At 61.3% G+C, this 21,045-nt stretch carries 19 protein-coding genes and 1 pseudogene; 15 read left to right on the top strand and 5 right to left on the bottom strand.

Annotation, left to right across the window (positions count from 1 at the left end; all coding sequences use genetic code 11):
* Positions 1-385, top strand: a pseudogene (locus AC1MDC_RS19445) (hypothetical protein); the annotation flags it as partial.
* Between the two features lie 59 nt (positions 386-444).
* Here AC1MDC_RS19445 and AC1MDC_RS19440 read toward each other — a convergent pair.
* From AC1MDC_RS19440 to rsgA, 4 genes are all read right to left on the bottom strand, one after another.
* Positions 445-930: a toll/interleukin-1 receptor domain-containing protein gene (locus AC1MDC_RS19440; protein WP_085701321.1), complete on the bottom strand. Its 486-nt coding sequence runs from the start codon at positions 928-930 to the stop codon at positions 445-447.
* Positions 930-1,889 carry a caspase family protein gene (locus AC1MDC_RS19435; protein ID WP_085701320.1) on the bottom strand — a complete coding sequence of 320 codons (960 nt, stop codon included), beginning with the start codon at positions 1,887-1,889 and terminating at the stop codon, positions 930-932. Before AC1MDC_RS19435 ends, AC1MDC_RS19440 begins: the two co-directional genes overlap by 1 nt.
* Positions 1,890-1,891: 2 nt before the next feature.
* On the bottom strand, positions 1,892-2,299 hold the full coding sequence (locus AC1MDC_RS19430; RefSeq protein WP_480393512.1) for a TIR domain-containing protein: 408 nt from the start codon (positions 2,297-2,299) through the stop codon (positions 1,892-1,894).
* 210 nt (positions 2,300-2,509) lie between these two features.
* Positions 2,510-3,541, bottom strand: a complete 1,032-nt coding sequence (gene rsgA, locus AC1MDC_RS19425; protein ID WP_085701318.1) for a small ribosomal subunit biogenesis GTPase RsgA — start codon at positions 3,539-3,541, stop codon at positions 2,510-2,512.
* A 107-nt stretch (positions 3,542-3,648) separates the two neighbouring features.
* On the opposite strand from rsgA, the gene orn reads away from it, so the two are divergent.
* Together orn and AC1MDC_RS19415 are read left to right on the top strand one after the other, a co-directional pair.
* Positions 3,649-4,191 (top strand): oligoribonuclease, encoded by a 543-nt coding sequence (orn, locus tag AC1MDC_RS19420; protein WP_007950739.1) that lies wholly within the window; start codon positions 3,649-3,651, stop codon positions 4,189-4,191.
* A gap of 83 nt (positions 4,192-4,274) precedes the next feature.
* Complete coding sequence (locus AC1MDC_RS19415) at positions 4,275-4,886, top strand: trimeric intracellular cation channel family protein (protein WP_039766632.1); 612 nt, start codon at positions 4,275-4,277, stop codon at positions 4,884-4,886.
* On the opposite strand, the gene queG is transcribed toward AC1MDC_RS19415, so the two are convergent.
* A complete protein-coding gene (gene queG / locus AC1MDC_RS19410; protein ID WP_480393511.1) occupies positions 4,868-5,947 on the bottom strand; it encodes a tRNA epoxyqueuosine(34) reductase QueG in 1,080 nt (359 codons plus the stop codon). The genes AC1MDC_RS19415 and queG overlap by 19 nt on opposite strands.
* Positions 5,948-6,010: 63 nt before the next feature.
* Between queG and AC1MDC_RS19405 the strand changes: the two genes are divergently transcribed.
* The 12 genes from AC1MDC_RS19405 to AC1MDC_RS19350 all read left to right on the top strand — a co-directional run bounded on the left by AC1MDC_RS19405 (position 6,011) and on the right by AC1MDC_RS19350 (position 21,006).
* Positions 6,011-7,510, top strand: coding sequence for an NAD(P)H-hydrate dehydratase (locus tag AC1MDC_RS19405; protein ID WP_085701316.1), 1,500 nt, complete (start codon positions 6,011-6,013; stop codon positions 7,508-7,510).
* A complete protein-coding gene (gene tsaE, locus AC1MDC_RS19400; RefSeq protein ID WP_085701315.1) occupies positions 7,498-7,968 on the top strand; it encodes a tRNA (adenosine(37)-N6)-threonylcarbamoyltransferase complex ATPase subunit type 1 TsaE in 471 nt (156 codons plus the stop codon). The genes AC1MDC_RS19405 and tsaE overlap by 13 nt, the downstream gene beginning before the upstream one ends.
* 51 nt (positions 7,969-8,019) lie before the next feature.
* Positions 8,020-9,405 carry an N-acetylmuramoyl-L-alanine amidase gene (locus tag AC1MDC_RS19395; protein WP_371917950.1) on the top strand — a complete coding sequence of 462 codons (1,386 nt, stop codon included), beginning with the start codon at positions 8,020-8,022 and terminating at the stop codon, positions 9,403-9,405.
* Positions 9,402-11,309, top strand: coding sequence for a DNA mismatch repair endonuclease MutL (gene mutL, locus AC1MDC_RS19390; RefSeq protein WP_227234263.1), 1,908 nt, complete (start codon positions 9,402-9,404; stop codon positions 11,307-11,309). Before AC1MDC_RS19395 ends, mutL begins: the two co-directional genes overlap by 4 nt.
* The gene (gene miaA, locus AC1MDC_RS19385; protein ID WP_480393510.1) at positions 11,309-12,280 is read left to right on the top strand and encodes a tRNA (adenosine(37)-N6)-dimethylallyltransferase MiaA; all 972 of its coding nucleotides are present in this window, start codon (positions 11,309-11,311) and stop codon (positions 12,278-12,280) included. Before mutL ends, miaA begins: the two co-directional genes overlap by 1 nt.
* A 93-nt stretch (positions 12,281-12,373) precedes the next feature.
* Positions 12,374-12,634 (top strand): RNA chaperone Hfq, encoded by a 261-nt coding sequence (hfq, locus tag AC1MDC_RS19380; RefSeq protein WP_007902656.1) that lies wholly within the window; start codon positions 12,374-12,376, stop codon positions 12,632-12,634.
* A 12-nt stretch (positions 12,635-12,646) separates the two neighbouring features.
* Positions 12,647-13,948 (top strand): ribosome rescue GTPase HflX, encoded by a 1,302-nt coding sequence (gene hflX / locus AC1MDC_RS19375; RefSeq protein WP_085701311.1) that lies wholly within the window; start codon positions 12,647-12,649, stop codon positions 13,946-13,948.
* A 96-nt stretch (positions 13,949-14,044) separates the two neighbouring features.
* On the top strand, positions 14,045-15,214 hold the full coding sequence (gene hflK, locus AC1MDC_RS19370) for an FtsH protease activity modulator HflK (RefSeq protein WP_085685164.1): 1,170 nt from the start codon (positions 14,045-14,047) through the stop codon (positions 15,212-15,214).
* Positions 15,214-16,083 carry a protease modulator HflC gene (gene hflC / locus AC1MDC_RS19365; RefSeq protein WP_085701310.1) on the top strand — a complete coding sequence of 290 codons (870 nt, stop codon included), beginning with the start codon at positions 15,214-15,216 and terminating at the stop codon, positions 16,081-16,083. The genes hflK and hflC overlap by 1 nt, the downstream gene beginning before the upstream one ends.
* A gap of 313 nt (positions 16,084-16,396) precedes the next feature.
* A complete protein-coding gene (locus AC1MDC_RS19360; RefSeq protein ID WP_007950716.1) occupies positions 16,397-17,584 on the top strand; it encodes an ATP phosphoribosyltransferase regulatory subunit in 1,188 nt (395 codons plus the stop codon).
* A 54-nt stretch (positions 17,585-17,638) separates the two neighbouring features.
* Positions 17,639-18,931, top strand: a complete 1,293-nt coding sequence (locus AC1MDC_RS19355) for an adenylosuccinate synthase (protein ID WP_085701309.1) — start codon at positions 17,639-17,641, stop codon at positions 18,929-18,931.
* A 140-nt stretch (positions 18,932-19,071) separates the two neighbouring features.
* Complete coding sequence (locus AC1MDC_RS19350; protein ID WP_480393509.1) at positions 19,072-21,006, top strand: methyl-accepting chemotaxis protein; 1,935 nt, start codon at positions 19,072-19,074, stop codon at positions 21,004-21,006.
* Positions 21,007-21,045: the final 39 nt, after the last annotated feature.

Here is a 21,045-nt window from a genome sequence, read left to right as displayed (position 1 = left end):
TACGACGGCGATGGCGTTGTGGGAATGCATGCGCAGTTACATGGAGATCGGGCCAGAAGCATCGCCGGATGCCGCAGCGCTCAATTCAGGCGACAACCTGCGTTACTACGTCGATTACATGAAAGATAAAGCCAAAGAACGTGGCTGGTTCTTGACGTTGTTATGGGAAGGCGTATTCGGCGTATTCATTTTCAATGCACCTCTCGCGACTTATCTGCAAAGAAAAAAGCTATATCCGCCCCCCGACTTGCCCCATCCCGACATCATCGAATGGTCAAAACCCCTCCCTCCCGAACAATGGGCCAAACGCTCTCCTGAACTAGAGGTCGCCATCGCCCAGCGCGAGGCTGAACTCGCTGCACCGGCCAAAAGCGAGCGGGTTTGAGGCCGGCCCTGCACTCTGAATGCAAAAAAGCCGCGATAATCGCGGCTTTTTTGCGTCTGTCAGAACCCCCGCCGAATCCGGTTTTTCAGTTGTTCATGGAAGATTTCCGCGTTGCGTCTGTAGGTGCCGCTGAAGGATTCGTTACTTGAATCCAGCGTCATCGAGCGTTTGTTCGTCACTTCTTCACGGTAGGCGTCGATGAAGAAGTTCAGGTCGTTGGCCGTGCTCAGCTTCGGCCACTTGTCCAGGTACAGCGGCAGTTGGGCGGCGCCCGTTCTGAAGGAACAGATCCGTCGGTTGCTGATCGTCGCTTCGCCGATCTCGAACGGCACCCACCAGGACAACGCGGTTGACTCCGAGACCACCGCCAGCAGGTGGGTGCATTCAGTGATGTTGCGGGTGATGACCCCGGTGATGTCGTCGGTGGTCTGGGATTCGGGATCCAGCACGTCCAGATAGGTTTTGATATTGGCCTGCTTCAAGCGGGCATCGATCGCGAGGGCGTGGGCGCGGTCCATGTGGCGGTAGCTGATGAATACGGGCATCAGAAATGTCCTTTGAGGGCGAGTTCGCGGTAATAGGCACCCAGAGCTGTCAGGCGACACCCGGTAGAGTGCATGGCGGCGTAATACATGTGTTCGGCGTCCACCGGCTCGATCAGGCTGTGGCGGTTGCACATCTGCAACTGTTTGAAGATGTCACCGTGATCGGGATCGAACGAGGCGGCGGTGGGTTCGAAACTGGGGTCTAGCCGGAAGACAAAACTCGGTTCCGGAAACCAGTCCTTGAGCTTGCGCAGGGTTTCTTCGGCGATCAGCGGTGCGACCTCGCGCAGTGGTACGAACTGCGACACATTGGTCTTGAACACCGGCCGCTGCTCCCAGGCCCCCAGGGCATTGTCGACGAACGAGTAAACGCTGCCGGGAGTGACCTTGCCCAGCACGTTGGCGGCACCGCCATGCAGGGCTTGAAGCAGCAGGTCCGTGAACACGCCATGGCCACGGCTTTCCAGGGCGGACTGTTCTTTTTTGCAGGCGGTGAGAATGGTCACGCCTTCGCCGATCAGGCTGCTGCCGCCGCGCAAGTTGCGCACGGCACCGGCGGCGCCAGCCTGGCAGCAATCAAGGATGATGATTTTGTTCTTGATCTGCTGGGCGTTGTCGGCCCACTGCAGAATGTCGCTGATGCGAATGCCGTCGCCGCCGGGCTGATAGTCCTGGGGGATCAGCAACCCTTCATCGATGCTGGTATCGAACTGGCCATGGCCGGCGAAATACAGAAGCGCAACATCGCAGTCGCCCGAGAACAGGCTTTGGATGTGCTGCCTCATGGCCGTGAGCGAGAGGTCCTCCTCCGCCGAAGTCAGCACCTTGCTGCTGAAGTTGGGCCGTCCGCTGGCATGGCGCTCCAGCACCGAGGCCATGGCCATTGCATCATTGTTGCAGCCGCTGAGCGGCGAAACGTGGGTGTAGTGGTTAATGCCGATAAACAGTCCCTTGCGCATGATTACACCGCCGTATGAAGGCGTATGGCGCTGACGATGCTGTTGGTATTCCACGCACATTCGACATGCGCGGCGTCGCTGACCACTTTTGCGGTGCGTTCGGCGCCATGGGGACGAATCGCGATGATCACCTTGCCTAGACGTTTGGCAATCTCGATTTCCTTCTGAATCCATTTGCTGTAGGCCGAGTACATACCGGCCATGACCAGCACTGCCGAGCATGGGCGGATCTTGTTTTCGATGGCCTCTTCCAGCTCCTTGTCAGTGCGGGCGTCGATGATCGGATTATGCGGTGGCACCGAGAAATTCTTGAAGGTGAACGTCGGGTGATCGCTGAGCAGGCGGATCAGATTGTCGTGGGAGCCGGAGTAGTTCCAGGAGTGGCTGATGAACAAATGGTAGGTTTGCATGGGGCCTCGGAGGTCGCGACAGTGCGAAGGAGGAACCCAATGTAGGCATCTGGCGTGTGCCAACAAGGCCTGAGCGGTGAAAGAGAAATGTCCTGCAAGCAGGTGTGGGCGGAGCTGTCAGAAAGGTCTGATGTTTAACAGGTTACCGGGTTTGTCAGACGCGGTCCGACACACGGCAGCCCTCGGGCGAGGTGCTGCCGTCGCGGATGTTCAGTAACCGTTTTCCGGCAAGCTGGCGATGATCGAGCGGTAGCTGTTCATCCGCTGCTGCTGGATGCGTCCGTCTTCAAGGGCCTTGAGCAGTGCGCAACCGGGTTCGCGGTCGTGCTTGCAGTCGCGGAAGCGGCAGGTGCCGAGCAGGTCGTTGAACTCGATGAAGCCGGCTTCAACGTCGGCGCGGCTGACGTGGCCGAGGCCGAATTCACGGATGCCCGGGGAGTCGATCAGTTCACCGCCGCCAGGGAAGTGGAACAGCCGCGCGGTGGTCGTCGTGTGCTGACCCTGACCGGACCACTCGGACAATGGGCCGACACGGGTTTCGACATTCGGCAACAGGCTGTTGACCAGCGACGACTTGCCCACACCCGACTGGCCGACGAACACGCTGATGCGCCCGTCGAGTTGTTTCTGCAATTGCTCCATGCCGTTGCCATGGTGCGCCGAGACTTCCAGCACCGGGTAACCCAGCGTGCGGTAGACGGCCAGCAGAGCATTCAGCGCAGGGGCGTTCTGTTCGTCGATCAGGTCGAATTTGTTCAGCAGCAGCAACGGGCGGATGCCGGCGTGCTCGGCCGCGACCAGATAGCGGTCGATCAGGTTGGCATGGGGCTCGGGCATCGGGGCAAAGACGATGACGATCATGTCGACGTTGGCGGCCACCGGTTTGAGCTGGCCACGGCTGTCCGGACGGCACAGCTCGGTGGTGCGCGGCAGTTGCGCGACGATCACGCCGATGCCCTGGTTGCCGGCGCGCCAGACCACCTGGTCGCCTGTCACCAGCGCCGGCAGGTTGGCGCGCAAGTGGCAGCGGAAGACCTGGCCGGCCAGTTCGCCGTCAACGGCCTCGACCTCGACCTGCACACCGAAGTGGGCGATCACCAGGCCGTGTTGCTCCGGGCCCAGATCGCCGCCTTCAAGCGCCTCGACTGCTGAGGACTCGCGTTTGGCGGCGCGGGCGGCGCGCTCGCCCTGAATCTTTTCGATGCGCCAGTTTTGACGACGATTGAGTTGGCGTTTGGCCATGGGTGTTCCGTCTGAAGAATGCAGCGATTAGGTAAAACGGCCGCGAGTTTAGCACGCCCGGCAGGCTGCCTAGGCTAAACTGCGCAGCATTGCTCAGGAGCCGAAATATGCAAAACCCGCAGAATCTGATCTGGATCGACCTGGAAATGACCGGTCTGGATCCGGAAAACGACGTCATCATCGAAATGGCCACCATCGTCACCGACAGTGACCTGAACACCTTGGCCGAAGGTCCGGTGATCGCCATCCACCACAGCGACGAAGTCCTCGCCCGCATGGACGAGTGGAACACCCGCACGCACGGCAACTCCGGCCTGACCCAACGCGTGCGCGACAGCCGCGTAAGCATGGCCGAGGCGGAAGCCGAAACCATCGCCTTCCTCGAAAAGTGGGTGCCGAAGGGCAAGTCGCCGATCTGTGGCAACAGCATCTGCCAGGATCGCCGCTTCCTTTATACCCACATGAAGTCGTTGGAAAGTTACTTCCACTACCGCAACCTCGACGTCTCGACGCTCAAGGAACTGGCCGCACGCTGGGCGCCGGACGTGCGAGACAGCTTCAAGAAAGGCAGCACTCACCTGGCGCTGGATGACATCCGCGAATCCATCGCCGAGCTGCAGCACTACCGCAAGCATTTCATCAAGTTCTGAGATCGGCACCCGCGCCGGGGCGCCCTCTTTTGGTGCCTCGGCGAAGTGAGTAGACTGCGCGCCTTCCTGCCAGGATCGCCACCATGTTGCTGATGCTCTATCTCGTCGCCATTACTGCCGAAGCCATGACTGGCGCCCTGTCTGCGGGACGTCGCGGCATGGACTGGTTCGGCGTGGTGCTGATCGCCTGCGTCACGGCTTTGGGCGGCGGTTCGGTGCGCGACGTGCTGCTCGGGCATTACCCGCTGACTTGGGTGAAGCATCCGGAATACCTGGTGCTGACAACGATTGCGGCGATGATCACCGTGTTCACCGCACGCTGGATGCGTCACCTGCGCTCGCTGTTTCTGGTGCTCGACGCGGTCGGTCTGGTGGCATTCACTCTGATCGGCTGCATGACCGCCCTGGAAATGGGCCATGGCATGCTGGTGGCCTCGGTCAGCGGCGTGATCACCGGGGTATTCGGCGGCATCCTGCGCGACATCTTTTGCAACGACATCCCGCTGATCTTCCGCCGCGAACTCTACGCCAGCGTCTCGTTCGCCGCGGCGTGGTGCTACATGCTCTGTCTGTTTCTCAACGTGCCGAGTGAACAGGCGATTCTGATCACGTTGTTTGGTGGTTTTCTACTGCGGCTGTTGGCGATTCGTTTCCACTGGGAAATGCCGAAGTTCGTCTATAACGACGCGCCTTGACGGTCGGCGTGCTGTTTCAGCGCCCATTCCACATGTTCGCGTACCAGCTCTGAGGGGGAATCGCGTCGTGCCTTCAGTGCTTCCAGCACTGGAATGCTCGATGGCGCATTTCCCAACCCCACCGCCAGATTGCGTAGCCAGCGCTCGTATCCCGCGCGGCGTAGCGGCGAACCTTCGGTGCTGCTGAGGAATTTGTCTTCATCCCACAAGAACAGCTCGGCCAGCTCGGCGTTGTCCAGATTGTGTCGTGGCTTGAAGTCGATTTCGCCGGACGGGCGGGCGAAGCGGTTCCACGGGCAGCAGATCTGGCAGTCGTCGCAGCCGAACACGCGGTTGCCGATCAGCGGTCGCAGATCTTCGGGGATGGCGTTCTTAAGCTCGATGGTCAGATAGGAAATGCAGCGTCGCGCGTCCAGCACATAGGGGCCGACGAAGGCGTTGGTCGGGCAGATGTCGAGGCACGCGGTGCAGCGTCCGCAATGTTCGGTGCTGTGGGGTTCATCCACTGGCAGCGGCAGGTCGACGAACAGTTCGCTGAGAAAAAAGTAACTGCCAGCCTTGCGGTTCAGCACCAGGGTGTTTTTGCCGATCCAGCCCAGCCCGGCCTGTTCGGCGATGGCTTTCTCCAGCACCGGTGCGCTGTCGACGAAGGCGCGAAAACCGAACGGCCCGATCTCGGATTGAATCCTGTCCGCCAGTTGTTGAACGCGTTTACGGATCAACTTGTGATAATCGCGGCCCAAGGCATAACGCGAGATGTAGGCCTTTTCCGGTTTGGCCAGCAATTGCGCCATTTGTGTGTCGCCCGGCAAGTAGTCCATGCGCAGCGACACCACGCGCAAGGTGCCCGGCACCAGCTCTTCGGGGTGCGAGCGTTTGCTGCCGTGGGCGCCCATGTAATCCATTTCGCCGTGGTAGCCGGCCTCGAGCCAGCGTTGCAGGTGCTGTTCATGCTCGGCCAGATCCAGACCGCTGATGCCGACTTGCTGGAAGCCCAGCTCGCGGCCCCAGTCCTTGATGGATTGGGCGAGGGCAGGCAGATCTGTGGTGATGGCGGACATGAGGCGAGAGAAACCGGAGCTGAGGTGCGTATAATTCTGCCAGACATCGGAGCCCGAAGACGCATGCCGAACACTAAAGATCAATTACCCGACGCGCTGTACCGTGCCGCGCAGGTGCGTGAACTCGATGCACGACTGATCGCCGCCGGCACGCCTGGCTTCGAATTGATGCAGCGTGCCGCCCATGCCACGTGGCGCGCGCTGGTACGCCAATGGCCGGCCGCGAATCAAATGACGGTGCTGGCCGGGCACGGCAACAACGCCGGCGATGGTTATCTGGTGGCAGCGCTGGCCCATCGGGCGGGTTGGCAGGTTCAGGTGCTGGCTGTCGGCGAGCCGCAACGCTTGAAGGGCGATGCCGCCGTGGCACACGCCGAAGCCGTGGCCGATGGTGTCTCGATTGCCCCATGGGATCTGTCCTGCGAGTTGCGCGGTATCGTCGTTGACGCGTTGCTCGGCACCGGCCTGAGCGGCGATGTGCGTGAGCCCTACGCCGCTGCGATTGCGGCGATCAATGCCAGTGGACTGCCTGTGGTGGCGGTCGATATCCCTTCCGGGTTGTGCGCCGACACCGGTCATGCGCTGGGTGATGCGGTACACGCTGACCTCACCGTGACGTTCATCGGCCTGAAGCTCGGGCTGTTCACGGGTGCGGCGGCGGATCATGTCGGCGTACTGCTGTTTAACGACCTGCAGGCGCCTGCCGAACAATTCAGTGACTTGCCTGTCGCCGCTCGCCGGCTCAACGTGGCGAACCTTCCGCGTCTGGCTGCCCGTTCGCCGGCCGCGCACAAGGGACGATTTGGTCATGTGCTGCTGATCGGCGGTGATCACGGGTTTGGCGGGGCAATCCTGCTGAGTACCGAAAGCGCGTTGCGCAGTGGTGCCGGGATGGTCTCGGTCGCGACGCGCCCGGAACATGTCCCGGCGGCGCTGAGCCGGATACCGGAAGCCATGGCACTGGGCGCTTCTTCGGCCAATCAATTGATGGGGCTGCTGGAAAAAGTGTCCGTGCTGGTGGTCGGGCCGGGGCTGGGTCAGGCCGGTTGGGGCAGGGCGCTGTTGTCAGCTGCCGCCAATGCGCCGTTGCCGCAGGTGTGGGATGCCGATGCGTTGAACCTGCTGGCTTCCGGTTTTGTCAGTCTGCCCAGGGATTGCGTGATCACGCCGCATCCGGGGGAGGCCGCGCGGCTGCTGGGGATCAGCACCGCCGAGGTGCAGGCCGATCGTCCGGCGGCGGCGCTGGCATTGAGCAAAAAATATACAGCGGTGGTGGTGCTCAAGGGCGCGGGCAGTCTGATTGCTCATCCCGATGGTCGTCTGGCGCTGTGTCATCAAGGCCATCCGGCCATGGCCTCCGCGGGACTCGGCGATGTGCTGGCCGGTCTGACCGGCGCGCTGCTGGCTCAGGGCATGGACGGTTTCGATGCCGCGTGCCTGGCGGTCTGGCTGCACGCCAACGCCGGTCTGCAACAAGGTAAATTCGGCCGTGGGCTGGCGGCCAGTGATCTGATTCCAGTCATTCGTCAGTTGTTGGAGGAGCATGCACCGTGTCTGAAGTAACCCTGTACCTGGCCGATGAACAGGCCATGAGCGACTTTGGCGCACGCATCGCCCGTATCACCCAGGGCCATGGCCTGATCTTTCTCGAAGGCAACCTCGGGATGGGCAAAACCACGTTGTCGCGGGGCATCATTCGCGGTCTGGGGCACATCGGGGCAGTGAAAAGTCCGACCTTCACCTTGGTCGAGCCCTACGAGATCGGTGACATCCGGGCCTTCCACTTTGATCTGTATCGCCTGGTCGATCCGGAAGAGCTGGAGTTTCTCGGGATCCGCGACTATTTCGAAGACGATGCCCTGTGCCTGATCGAATGGCCCGATAAAGGTGCAGGCTTTTTGCCAAAGCCTGACCTGACCATTACCATTAGCCCGCAAGACAGCGGACGTTCGCTGACCATTTTGTCCCAGGGCTCGCGCGGCGAGGCCTGGTGTGCCGCTTTGGCATTGGAAACCAATTGAATGATGGGGTTAGGTATGCGCTTTCGCGCGTTGGTGGCTGCCGCTGGACTGATGTTGATGGCAGTAACCGTCAACGCTGTGGCCGACACGAAGGTCAACAGCGTGCGCCTGTGGCGGGCGCCGGACAACACGCGACTGGTCTTCGACCTGACAGGCCCGGTGCAGCACGGCGTCTTCACGCTGACCGCGCCGGATCGCCTGGTGATCGACATCAACGGCGCCACCCTCGGCGCGCCGTTGAATGTGCAGACGGCCAATACACCGATCACCGCCATACGTTCGGCCCAGCGCACGCCGACCGACCTGCGGGTGGTCATCGACCTGAAGAAGGCCGTCACCCCGAAAAGCTTCTCGCTGGCGCCGAATGCGCAGTACGGCAACCGTCTGGTGGTCGACCTGTTCGACAATCCGGCTGACGCCGCCCCGCCGCCTGCGCCTTCGTCGACTCCAACGGTTGCGACCGTTCCGGCGGTGCCCGTCACCCCGGCCGAGCCGGCGATCAAACTGCCACCCGCCCCGGCCGGCAAGCGCGACATCATCGTGGTCATCGATGCCGGACACGGTGGTGAAGACCCGGGTGCATCGGGTTCTCGCGGTCAGCGCGAAAAGGACGTGGTACTGCAGATCGCCCGCGAGCTGCAGCGTCAGGTCAACGGCATGAAAGGCTTCCGTGCCGAACTGACCCGTACCGGCGACTATTTCATCCCGCTGCGCGGCCGTACTGAAATCGCCCGCAAGAAAGGTGCTGACCTGTTCGTCTCGATCCACGCCGACGCTGCGCCGTCTGCGGCCGCGTTCGGGGCGTCGGTGTTCGCCCTGTCCGACCGCGGTGCCACCTCGGAAACCGCCCGTTGGCTGGCCGACAGTGAAAACCGTTCCGACCTGATCGGCGGTGCCGGCAACGTCAGCCTTGATGACAAGGACCGGATGCTGGCCGGCGTTCTGCTCGACCTGTCGATGACCGCCTCGCTGACCTCCAGCCTCAATGTCGGCCAGAAAGTCCTGACCAACATTGGTCGGGTCACCCCGCTGCACAAACAGCGTGTGGAGCAGGCCGGGTTCATGGTGCTGAAATCTCCGGACATCCCGTCGATCCTGGTGGAAACCGGCTTCATCTCCAACGCCAACGAAGCGAACAAGCTCTCGGCAGCGAGCCACCAGCAGGCGCTGGCGCGCTCGATCAGCAGTGGCGTACGCCAGTTCTTCCAGCAGAATCCGCCACCGGGCAGTTACATCGCCTGGCTGCGTGATTCGGGCAAGATCGCTCAGGGACCGCGTGATCACCGGGTAGGCCCGGGTGAAACCGTGGCGATGATTGCCGTGCGTTACCAGATTTCGCCTGCCACGCTGCGCAGTGCCAACAATCTGAAAAGCGATGATCTGAAAGTCGGTCAGCACCTGACCATTCCCGGCACCGAACTGGCGTCCAAAGAATGAATCAGGTCCTGAACGCTGCCCGCATCGAACTGCTCAGCCCGCGGCTGGCGAACCAGATCGCCGCCGGTGAAGTGGTCGAGCGTCCGGCCTCGGTGATCAAGGAGTTGCTGGAAAACAGCCTCGATTCCGGCGCCAGGCGCATCGACGTCGATGTCGAACAGGGTGGTGTCAAACTGCTGCGAGTGCGCGACGACGGCAGCGGCATTTCCGCCGATGACCTGCCGCTGGCTCTGGCCCGTCACGCCACCAGCAAGATCCGCAATCTGGAAGACCTCGAACAGGTGATGAGCCTGGGCTTCCGGGGCGAGGCGCTGGCGTCGATCAGTTCCGTGGCGCGTCTGACGCTGACCTCGCGCACCCGTGATGCCGATCAGGCCTGGCAGGTCGAGACCGAAGGCCGTGACATGGCGCCTCGCGTGCAGCCTGCTGCCCACCCGGTCGGCACCTCGGTGGAAGTCCGTGACCTGTTCTTCAACACCCCGGCGCGGCGCAAATTTCTCAAAACCGAAAAAACCGAATTCGATCACCTGCAGGAAGTGATCAAGCGTCTGGCGCTGGCGCGTTTCGACGTGGCGTTCCATTTGCGTCACAACGGCAAGACCATCCTCAGCCTGCATGAAGCCCACGATGATGCGGCCCGCGCCCGGCGTGTGGCGGCGATCTGCGGTTCGGGCTTCCTGGAGCAGGCGTTGCCGATCGAGATCGAGCGCAATGGTCTGCATTTGTGGGGTTGGGTCGGTCTGCCAACCTTCAACCGCAGCCAGGCGGACTTGCAGTATTTCTTCGTCAACGGCCGTGCGGTGCGCGACAAACTGGTGGCACACGCGGTGCGTCAGGCTTATCGCGATGTGCTCTTCAACGGCCGGCATCCGACGTTCGCGCTGTTTTTCGAGGTCGATCCGGCAGCGGTCGACGTCAACGTGCACCCGACCAAACACGAAGTGCGCTTCCGCGACGGGCGCATGGTGCATGACTTCCTGTATGGCACCTTGCACCGTGCTCTCGGCGATGTGCGACCGGAAGATCAGTTGGCCGGGTCGGTCACGACTGCGATCGTCCGGCCAACCGGCCTTGAAGCCGGGGAATTCGGGCCGCAGGGCGAAATGCGTCTGGCAGCCAACGCGTTGCTGGAGCAGCCGCAGGCGCAACCAGCGTTCAACACCGCTTCGGGTGCCAGCGCGGGCGGCGCTTATCAGTATCAATACACGCCGCGCCCGCAATCGACCGTGCCGGTAGCTGAGGCCCAGGCTGCGTATCGCGAGTTTTTTGCGCCGCTGCCCGAGGCGAATGCCAACGCGCTGCCGGCCGGTCAGGAAGACATTCCGCCGCTGGGCTACGCGCTGGCCCAGCTCAAGGGCATCTACATTCTGTCCGAGAATGCTCAGGGCCTGGTTTTGGTGGACATGCACGCTGCTCACGAGCGGATCATGTATGAGCGCCTGAAGATTGCCATGGCCAGCGAAGGCCTGAGCGGTCAGCCGCTGCTGGTGCCGGAATCGCTGGCGGTCAGTCAGCGCGAGGCCGATTGCGCCGAAGAGCATGCGGCATGGTTCCAGCGCCTCGGTTTTGAATTGCAGCGCCTTGGCCCGGAAACCCTGGCCATCCGGCAGATCCCGGCCCTGCTCAAGCAGGCCGAAGCCAACCGACTGGTGGGCGATGTGCTGTCGGACTTGATGGAATACGGCACCAGCGACCGGATCCAGGCGCATCTGAATGAACTGCTGGGCACCATGGCCTGCCACGGCGCGATTCGCGCCAACCGGCGCCTGGCCCTGCCGGAAATGAACGGCCTGCTGCGTGACATGGAAAACACCGAGCGCAGCGGTCAATGCAACCATGGCCGACCGACCTGGACCCAACTGGGCCTGGACGATCTGGACAAACTGTTCCTGCGCGGTCGTTGATGAGCCAGCTTCCTCCAGCGATTTTCCTGATGGGCCCGACCGCTGCGGGCAAGACAGATCTGGCCATCGAGCTGACCAAGGTACTCCCGTGCGAGCTGATCAGTGTCGATTCGGCGCTGGTCTATCGCGGCATGGACATCGGCACTGCCAAGCCGTCCAAAGAATTGCTGGCCGAGTTTCCCCACCGGCTGATCGACATTCTCGACCCGGCCGAAGCCTATTCGGCCGCAGATTTCCGTCGCGATGTGCTGGAGGCCATGGCCGAGATCACCGCACGCGGAAAAATTCCGCTGCTGGTGGGCGGCACGATGCTCTATTACAAGGCTTTGATCGAAGGTCTGGCGGACATGCCGGCGGCCGATCCCGAAGTTCGCGCGCAGATCGAAGAAGAGGCTGCACGCCTTGGCTGGCAGGCCCTGCACGATCAGTTGGCGGTCATCGATCCAGAGTCTGCGGCACGTATCCATCCGAACGATCCACAACGACTGAGTCGTGCGCTGGAAGTTTACCGGGTCAGTGGTCAGAGCATGACTGAACTGCGGCTGAAACAATCTGTACAAAGTACCGAAGCGGTCGCATCGGGATTGCAACAATTGCCCTATACTGTCGCGAATCTGGCGATTGCTCCAACTAATCGTCAGATACTGCACGAGCGCATTAAACAAAGATTCACAAATATGCTGGAACAGGGATTCATCGACGAGGTCGTAGCCCTGCGTAATAGAAGTGACCTGCATGCCGGGTTGCCGTCTATACGTGCGGTAGGCTACCGCCAGGTCTGGGACTACCTGGATGGCAAGCTGACGTCGGCCGAGATGCAGGAGCGGGGCATCATCGCCACGCGCCAATTGGCCAAACGCCAGTTCACCTGGCTGCGCAGCTGGAAGGATTTGCACTGGCTCGACAGTCTGGATTGCGACAATCTGCCACGCGCCTTGAAATACCTTGGGACGATCTCCATATTGAGCTGAGTCCTTGCAATTGCCGTCTATCCTTGGGGGTGTGGCGGCAAAAGCCATCTGTTTACCTATTTTTTATATTGAATCCTTAAAGGAGTGCGGCACATGTCAAAAGGGCATTCGCTACAAGACCCTTACTTGAATACTTTACGTAAAGAGAAAGTGGGGGTTTCCATCTACCTGGTAAACGGGATCAAACTGCAAGGCACGATCGAGTCGTTCGACCAGTTCGTTATCCTGCTGAAGAACACCGTCAGCCAGATGGTTTACAAACACGCTATCTCTACAGTCGTGCCGGTTCGTCCAATTCGTCTGCCAAGCGCAACCGAATCCGAAGCAGGTGACGCTGAGCCAGGTAACGCCTGATAGGAGTCTCCTTTGTTCTTTGAGCGCCACGGTGGTGGTGAACGAGTCATCCTCGTTCACTTGGATGGACAGGACCCTGAGGCGCGCGAAGATCCGCAGGAGTTTCAGGAACTGGCAAATTCGGCTGGCGCCGAGACCGTTGCGTTTTTTAACGTGCCGCGTCATCGGCCAACCGCCAAATACCTGATTGGCAGCGGCAAGGTCGAGGAACTGCGCGACCTGGTTCACGCCAAAGAAGCCGATCTGGTCATCTTCAATCACACCCTTACGCCCAGTCAGGAACGTAACCTCGAACGTGTCTTCGAGTGTCGCGTGATTGACCGTACCGGTCTGATTCTCGATATTTTCGCCCAACGCGCCCGTACCCATGAGGGCAAGCTCCAGGTAGAACTGGCCCAGCTTGACCACATGAGCACCCGGCTGGTTCGCGGCTGGACTCACCTTGAGCGTCAGGGTGGCGGTATCGGCCTGCGCGGTCCGGGTGAAACCCAGCTCGAAACCGACCGGCGACTGCTGCGGGTTCGCCTGCGCCAGATCAAGGGGCGGCTGGAAAAAGTGCGCAGCCAGCGCGAACAGTCGCGTCGCGGCCGCTCGCGTGCGGATATCCCAACCGTGTCTCTGGTGGGATACACCAACGCCGGTAAATCCACACTGTTCAATAACGTGACGAAGTCCGAGGTGTACGCGGCTGACCAGCTGTTCGCCACGCTCGACCCGACCCTGCGCCGTCTGGATCTGGATGACCTGGGGCCGATTGTTCTGGCCGACACCGTGGGTTTCATCCGCCACTTGCCGCACAAACTGGTCGAGGCATTTCGGTCTACGCTCGAAGAGTCGAGCAATTCCGACCTGCTGTTGCACGTGATCGATGCGGCCGAACCGGATCGCATGTTGCAGATCGAGCAGGTGATGGTGGTGCTGGGCGAGATCGGTGCCCAGGACTTGCCGATCCTCGAGGTCTATAACAAACTCGATTTGCTTGAAGGCGTTGAGCCACAAATCCAGCGCGATGAAAACGGCAAGCCTCAGCGGGTCTGGCTGTCGGCGCGTGATGGCACCGGTCTGGAATTGCTCGAGCAGGCGATTGCCGAGTTGTTGGGCAGTGACCTGTTCGTGGGAACCCTGCGCCTGCCTCAGCGGTTCGCGCGTCTGCGTGCCCAGTTCTTCGAACTGGGTGCGGTGCAGAAAGAAGAACACGACGAAGAAGGGGTCAGCTTGCTGGCCGTTCGATTGCCACGCTCGGAGCTCAATCGACTGGTCAGTCGTGAAGGCGTTGTGCCGACGGAGTTCATCGAGCAACACACTTTGCAATAAAAGCCTGGCAAAGCGGTTGTGCCGCAACGGCAGGCATTCTGTAGCATTGGTCGGCGCGCCGTGGGTGCGTCTTTGCTTTATCAGATGGAGAGCGCTATGGCTTGGAATGAGCCGGGTGGCAACTCGAACAATCAGGATCCTTGGGGTGGCAAGCGTCGCAACAACGGCGACCGCAAGGGGCCGCCGGATCTCGACGAGGCCTTCCGAAAGCTGCAGGAAAGCCTGAACGGGTTGTTCGGTGGTGGAAAAAAACGCGGTGATGACGGTGGCGGCTCGGGCAAGAGCGGCGGCTTCGGCGGCCTGCTCGGCATCGGCCTCGTCGTGCTGGCGGCGGTCTGGCTGTACAGCGCGGTGTACGTCGTGGACGAGCAGGAGCAAGCCGTGGTGCTGCGCTTCGGCAAGTACTACGAGACTGTCGGTCCCGGCCTGAACATCTATTTCCCGCCGATCGACAAGAAGTACATGGAGAACGTCACGCGTGAGCGTGCCTACACCAAGCAGGGCCAGATGCTGACCGAAGACGAGAACATCGTCGAAGTGCCGCTGACCGTGCAGTACAAGATCAGCAACCTGCAGGACTTCGTGCTGAACGTCGACCAGCCGGAAATCAGCCTGCAACATGCGACCGACAGTGCGCTGCGCCATGTGGTGGGTTCCACCGCGATGGATCAGGTGCTGACCGAAGGTCGTGAGTTGATGGCCAGCGAGATCAAGGAGCGTCTGCAACGTTTCCTCGATACCTATCGCACCGGTATCACGGTCACCCAGGTCAACGTACAGAGCGCAGCGGCACCGCGTGAAGTGCAGGAAGCCTTCGATGACGTGATCCGCGCCCGTGAAGACGAACAGCGTTCGCGCAACCAGGCTGAAACCTACGCCAACGGCGTGGTGCCGGAAGCTCGTGGTCAGGCCCAGCGCATCCTCGAAGATGCCAACGGTTACCGTGACGAAACGGTCTCGCGCGCCAAGGGTGAGGCGGATCGCTTCACCAAGCTGGTTGCCGAGTATCGCAAGGCGCCCGAGGTTACTCGCCAGCGTCTGTACCTGGACACCATGCAGGAAGTCTTCAGCAGCACCAGCAAGGTACTCGTGACCGGCAACAAGAACGGCCAGAGCAATCTGCTTTACCTGCCGCTGGACAAGATGATTCAGAACAGTTCGGGCAGCAATGCGCCGGTCACCGGTTCGGCTGCCGCCAGCAACAACACGGACGTCACGCCGCATGTCACTGACCTGCCGCAGTCGCGTACAAGGGAGACCCGCTGATGAGCAATAAATCGCTGATCGCCCTGATCGTTGGCGTTGTTGTGGTACTGATTGGCTGGAACTGCTTCTACATCGTCGCTCAGACCGAGCGCGCGGTGTTGCTGCAATTCGGTCGCGTGGTTCAGGCTGACGTCCAGCCGGGTCTGCATGTGAAGGTTCCATACGTTAACCAGGTGCGTAAATTCGACGCACGTCTGATGACGCTGGATGCGCCGACGCAGCGCTTCCTGACGCTGGAAAAGAAAGCCGTGATGGTCGATGCCTACGCCAAGTGGCGCGTGAAAGATGCCGAGCGCTTCTACACCGCAACGTCCGGCCTCAAGCAGATTGCCGACGAGCGTCTGTCCCGTCGTCTGGAATCGGGCCTGCGTGACCAGTTCGGTAAGCGCACCCTGCACGAAGTGGTGTCGGGTGAGCGCGATGCGCTGATGGCTGACATCACGGCGTCGCTGAACAAGATGGCGGAAAAAGAGCTGGGTATCGAAGTCGTCGATGTCCGGGTCAAGGCCATCGATCTGCCGAAAGAAGTGAACCGCAGCGTGTTCGAACGTATGAGCACCGAGCGTGAGCGTGAAGCTCGCGAGCACCGCGCCAAAGGTAACGAGCTGGCCGAGGGCATCCGTGCCGACGCCGATCGTCAACGCCGCGTGTTGCTGGCTGAAGCCTATCGTGAATCCGAAGAGATTCGCGGTGACGGCGACGCCCAGGCCGCTGCGATCTACTCCAAGGCCTACGGTCAGGATCAGGATTTCTACGCGTTCTACCGTAGCCTGCGTGCCTACCGTGAAAGCTTCGCGAACAAATCCGACGTCATGGTCCTCGACCCAAGCAGCGACTTCTTCAAGTATCTGGAGAAGGCCAAGCCTTGATACGACGTTGACCTGAATTACTCCGCCCGGCGGCTAAAACCTCGGGCGGGGTGATCCTTTGGGAAAACGTGTGTATGATGCGGCAGCCGGGAAATTCCCGGCTTTTTTGCGTCTGCACGTTTGATTGCTGTTTTTGTTGCAGAAGATCGGGTTGAATGGCCCGACAGTTTTTCGAGGAAAGTGATGGGCGAAGCCGGTAACAGGCCTTTCGCCGCGTCGTTCATGCGCGTGCGTTTTGAACGGGCCGGTCATTTTCTGCTTCACTCAAGGCTCGCCCTCGGGCTGGCCGCCCGGATCTAAGGGGAATGGCGTAATGGCAACGGTAGACCGCTGGCTGCTGCCAGATGGCATCGAAGAAGTACTGCCACCGGAAGCGGCGCGCATTGAAGTCGCGCGTCGTCAGGTGTTGGATCTGTTCCAGAGCTGGGGTTACGAGTTTGTCGTGACTCCCCATATCGAGTACCTGGAATCCCTGCTGACCGGCGCGGGCCAGGACCTGGATCTGCGTACCTTCAAGGTCATCGACCCGCAATCGGGCCGGCAGATGGGTTTCCGTGCCGACATCACGCCGCAAGTGGCGCGCATCGATGCGCACACCCTTCGTCGCGAAGGCCCGAGCCGTCTGTGCTACGCCGGCAGCGTGCTGCATGCCCAGCCGCGTGCCTTGTCGTCTTCGCGCAGCCCGATCCAGCTGGGCGCCGAGTTGTACGGCGATGCCAGCCCGAGCAGCGATGTCGAAGTCATCAGCCTGATGCTGGCCATGCTGCAACTGGCCGACGTGCCGGACGTGCACATGGACCTCGGGCATGTCGGCATCTACCGCGGTCTGGCTCAGGCGGCCGGTCTGTCGGGTGAAGTCGAGCAGCAGTTGTTCGATGCACTGCAACGCAAGGCCATCGACGAGGTCATTACCTTGACCGAAGGTCTGCCGGCCGATCTGTCCGGCATGTTGCGTGCGCTGGTCGATCTGTGCGGCGGCCGTGAAGTACTGACCGCTGCCCGCGAGCGTCTGGCCAATGCGCCGGCGCCAGTACTGGCGGCGCTGGAAGATTTGCTGGCGATCGCCGAGCGTCTGTCGGTGCGCTTCCCGGAGCTGCCGCTGTACTTCGACCTGGGCGAGCTGCGCGGTTATCACTATCACACCGGTGTGGTGTTCGCGGTGTTCGTGCCGGGTGTTGGCCAGTCCATCGCTCAGGGCGGTCGCTACGACGACATCGGCGCCGACTTCGGTCGCGCCCGTCCGGCCACCGGCTTCTCCACCGATTTGAAAACCCTGGTGACCCTGGGGCGTGCTGAGATCGAGCTACCGTCTGGCGGTATCTGGATGCCTGACAGTACGGATGCGGCACTCTGGCAGCAGGTTTGCCAGTTGCGCAGTGAGGGTCAGCGTGTCGTTCAGGCATTGCCTGGACAACCTTTGGCCGCCGCCCGTGATGCGGACTGCGACCGGCAATTGATCCAGCAGAACGGGCTTTGGCAAGTATCGCCACTGGCTTCCTGAGTTTTCCTGCCGGCCACCGCCGGCACCAAGTTTGCGCGAATGAGGACAAGTGTTATGGGTAAGAATGTCGTAGTCCTGGGCACCCAATGGGGTGATGAGGGCAAAGGCAAGATCGTTGATCTGCTGACCGAACATGCTGCCGCCGTAGTGCGCTACCAGGGTGGCCACAACGCTGGCCACACCCTGGTGATCGACGGTGAGAAAACCGTCCTGCACCTGATCCCGTCGGGCGTGCTGCGCGAAGGCGTGCAGTGCCTGATCGGCAACGGCGTGGTGGTTGCACCTGACGCCCTGCTGCGGGAAATCACCAAGCTGGAAGAGAAGGGCGTACCGGTTCGCGAGCGCCTGCGCATCAGCCCATCCTGCCCGCTGATCCTGTCCTACCACGTGGCACTGGACCAGGCTCGTGAAAAGGCCCGTGGCGAGATGAAGATCGGCACCACCGGTCGCGGCATCGGCCCGGCGTACGAAGACAAGGTTGCACGTCGCGGCCTGCGCATCGGTGACCTGTTCCACCGTGAGCGTTTCGCCGCCAAGCTGGGCGAGTTGCTGGATTACCACAACTTCGTACTGGTCAATTACTACAAAGAGCCGGCCATCGACTTCCAGAAGACACTGGACGAGTGCATGGAATACGCCGAACTGCTCAAGCCGATGATGCTCGACGTCACCGCCGAGCTGCACGACCTGCGTCGCGCCGGCAAGGACATCATGTTCGAAGGCGCTCAGGGTTCGCTGCTGGACATCGACCACGGTACTTACCCGTACGTGACCAGCTCCAACACCACTGCCGGTGGCATCGCGACCGGTTCAGGTGTCGGCCCGATGTTCATCGACTACATCCTCGGTATTACCAAGGCCTATACCACGCGCGTCGGTTCGGGTCCGTTCCCGACCGAACTGTTCGACGATGTTGGTGCGTTCCTCGCCAAGCGTGGTCATGAGTTCGGCGCCACCACCGGTCGCGCCCGTCGTTGCGGCTGGTTCGATGCCAACATTCTGCGTCGCGCCATCGACGTCAACAGCATCTCGGGCCTGTGCCTGACCAAGCTGGACGTGCTGGACGGTCTGGAAACCATCAACATCTGCGTGGGTTACAAGAACGCTGATGGCGCCATGATCGATGCACCGACCGATGCTGACAGCTACATTGGCCTGGAGCCGGTGTACGAGCAGATGCCGGGCTGGAGCGAATCGACCCTGGGTGCCAAGACCCTGGAAGAGCTGCCACAGGCTGCACGCAACTACATCAAGCGCATCGAAGAGCTGGTCGGCGCGCCGATCGACATTATTTCGACGGGCCCGGACCGCAACGAAACCATCGTTCTGCGCCACCCGTTCGCTTGATAAGTCGTTGATGTAAAAACACAAAGGCCCCTTCATCGGGGCCTTTGTCGTTTATGCCTGTTGGGCGGCATGACCTTTGCTGTGATTCTGTCTACAAGAGTGCCATCAAATTAATGGCGTCAGAAGTAGAGGGATTCAAAGTGTCAGCCGTTCTCTCACTGTTACAAAGCCGTCTGTTGCGGCCCGTGTTCGTTACCCTTGGTATCGCCCTTTTGGTGCAAGTGCTGGTGGCCGTTGCCCTGACGCGGAGCACCGTGACTGCGCTGGAAGCCGATCTCGGCACCCGCCTGGGCGCCGACAGCCAGAAATTGTCCGGTGAGCTGGAGCAGGCCGGGCGCGAAGTCACATTGAGCCTGGACAACCTGTCCTCAAGTACCCGTCAGCGTCTGACCGCCGGTCTTTCCTCGCGTCTGAAGGACGAGCAGGCGCAGTTGCGTGCGACGCTGGAAAAAGACCTGAAGGATTCGGCCAATGACATGGCTCAGTTGCTGGCCTCGGTGGCGCCTCGCGCCATGTGGGACAGCGACGTGCCGACCCTGTCCGAATTCGCCCGCCGGGCCCAGCGCAATCCCAACGTGCTGTTCGTGGTGTATGACGACGCCACCGGCCAGCATCTGACCCGCTACCTCAACCGTGAAAACCCGATCAACAAGGCCCTTTTGGAAAAGGGCCAGGGTGAGCGGGCACTGGATAAAGTGCTGGATGCGGCGAAGAACGATCCGTCGGTCTACTACCTGGAAGCCTCGATCAACCCCAATGGCGTGGAGATCGGCAAGGTATTGATGGGCGTCTCGACTGCTTCGGTGGAAGCCGATCTGGCGGCACTCGATCAGCGCTTCGCGGCGCTGATTGCCAGCAGCGATCAACTGGTCGGCGACAGCCTCAAGGGCGCTGCGGCCGACAGTGCCACCGCCATGCGTGCGCGCTTGCAATCGGCGCAGTCCACGGCTGCCGAAATGAAGGCCAACACCACCAGTACCGTGCAGGATGCTGCAGCCACCCTGCGCTGGCGCATCGGCATGGGCCTGGCGCTGGTCGGTGCCGGCGTGTTGTTGCTGCTGGCGGTCGTGCTTGGTCATCGAGTGGTCAAACGCCTGAAAATGCTCAATGCGGCGATGGATGATCTGGCAGCAGGCGAGGGCGATCTGACCAAGCGTGTGCAGATCAACAGCAAGGACGAAATCGGCGACATGGCTTCGGCGGTCAACCGCTTTGTGGATAAGTTGCAGCCAATCGTGCGTGAGGCCGGGGATGTGGCTCAGCGTACCGGTGTGGAAATCGGCGCCATGACTCTGCGCAACGCCGGTGCCGATGCGGCGGCCGGGATGCAGCGTGATGAAGTGGCTGAAAGTCTGCGGGCACTGTCGCAAATGGCCGACGAAGCACAGTCGGAAAGCCATGCGATGCAGGCCGCGTTGAAACAGGTGGTGGATATTCGGCAGGCCACCGACGAGAACACTCGCACTTCGGCGAAGGTCGGCAGCCTTATCGAGGCGTTGGCGGGACAGGTCGATACCGGGGCGAAAGTCATCGAACGGCTGGCGCAGCAAAGTGAACAGATCGAAGTGGTGCTGACCGTGATTCACGGTATCGCCGAGCAGACCAACCTGCTGGCGCTCAACGCCGCCATTGAAGCGGCCCGGGCGGGCGAGACCGGTCGCGGGTTTGCGGTGGTGGCGGATGAAGTCCGCGCGTTGGCGAGCAAGACCCAAAGTTCCACCGGCGACATTCAGGCGCACATTGTGGCTTTGCAGCAGGGAGCCCGTGAAGCGGTGGAAGCGATCGGCCAGGCCGGGCGTCAGGCCAGCGAAGGCTTGCTGGTGCTGCGAGACAGCGCGCGGTTGCAGCAGTCGGTTCAGGCGTCGGTCGAGCAGGTGCATGCGGCGATCGGGCTGGCGACTCAGGCTGCGGCGCATCAGGCGCAGGGCGCGCAGGCAGTGCGTGGGCGGGTCGAGACGATTCATGCTCAGGCCGAGAAAGCCGCTCAGGCGGTGGTCGAAACCACGGCCAGCGGCAAGGTGCTTGATGGTCTGGCGGCGCAGCTCAAGGCGAGTCTGGGGCAGTTTCGGGCTTGATGTGACAGGCAAAAAAAATCGCAGCCTCGGCTGCGATTT

Source organism: Pseudomonas sp. 1, assembly GCF_056626735.1.
This window is presented reverse-complemented; position numbering and strand designations above follow the sequence as displayed.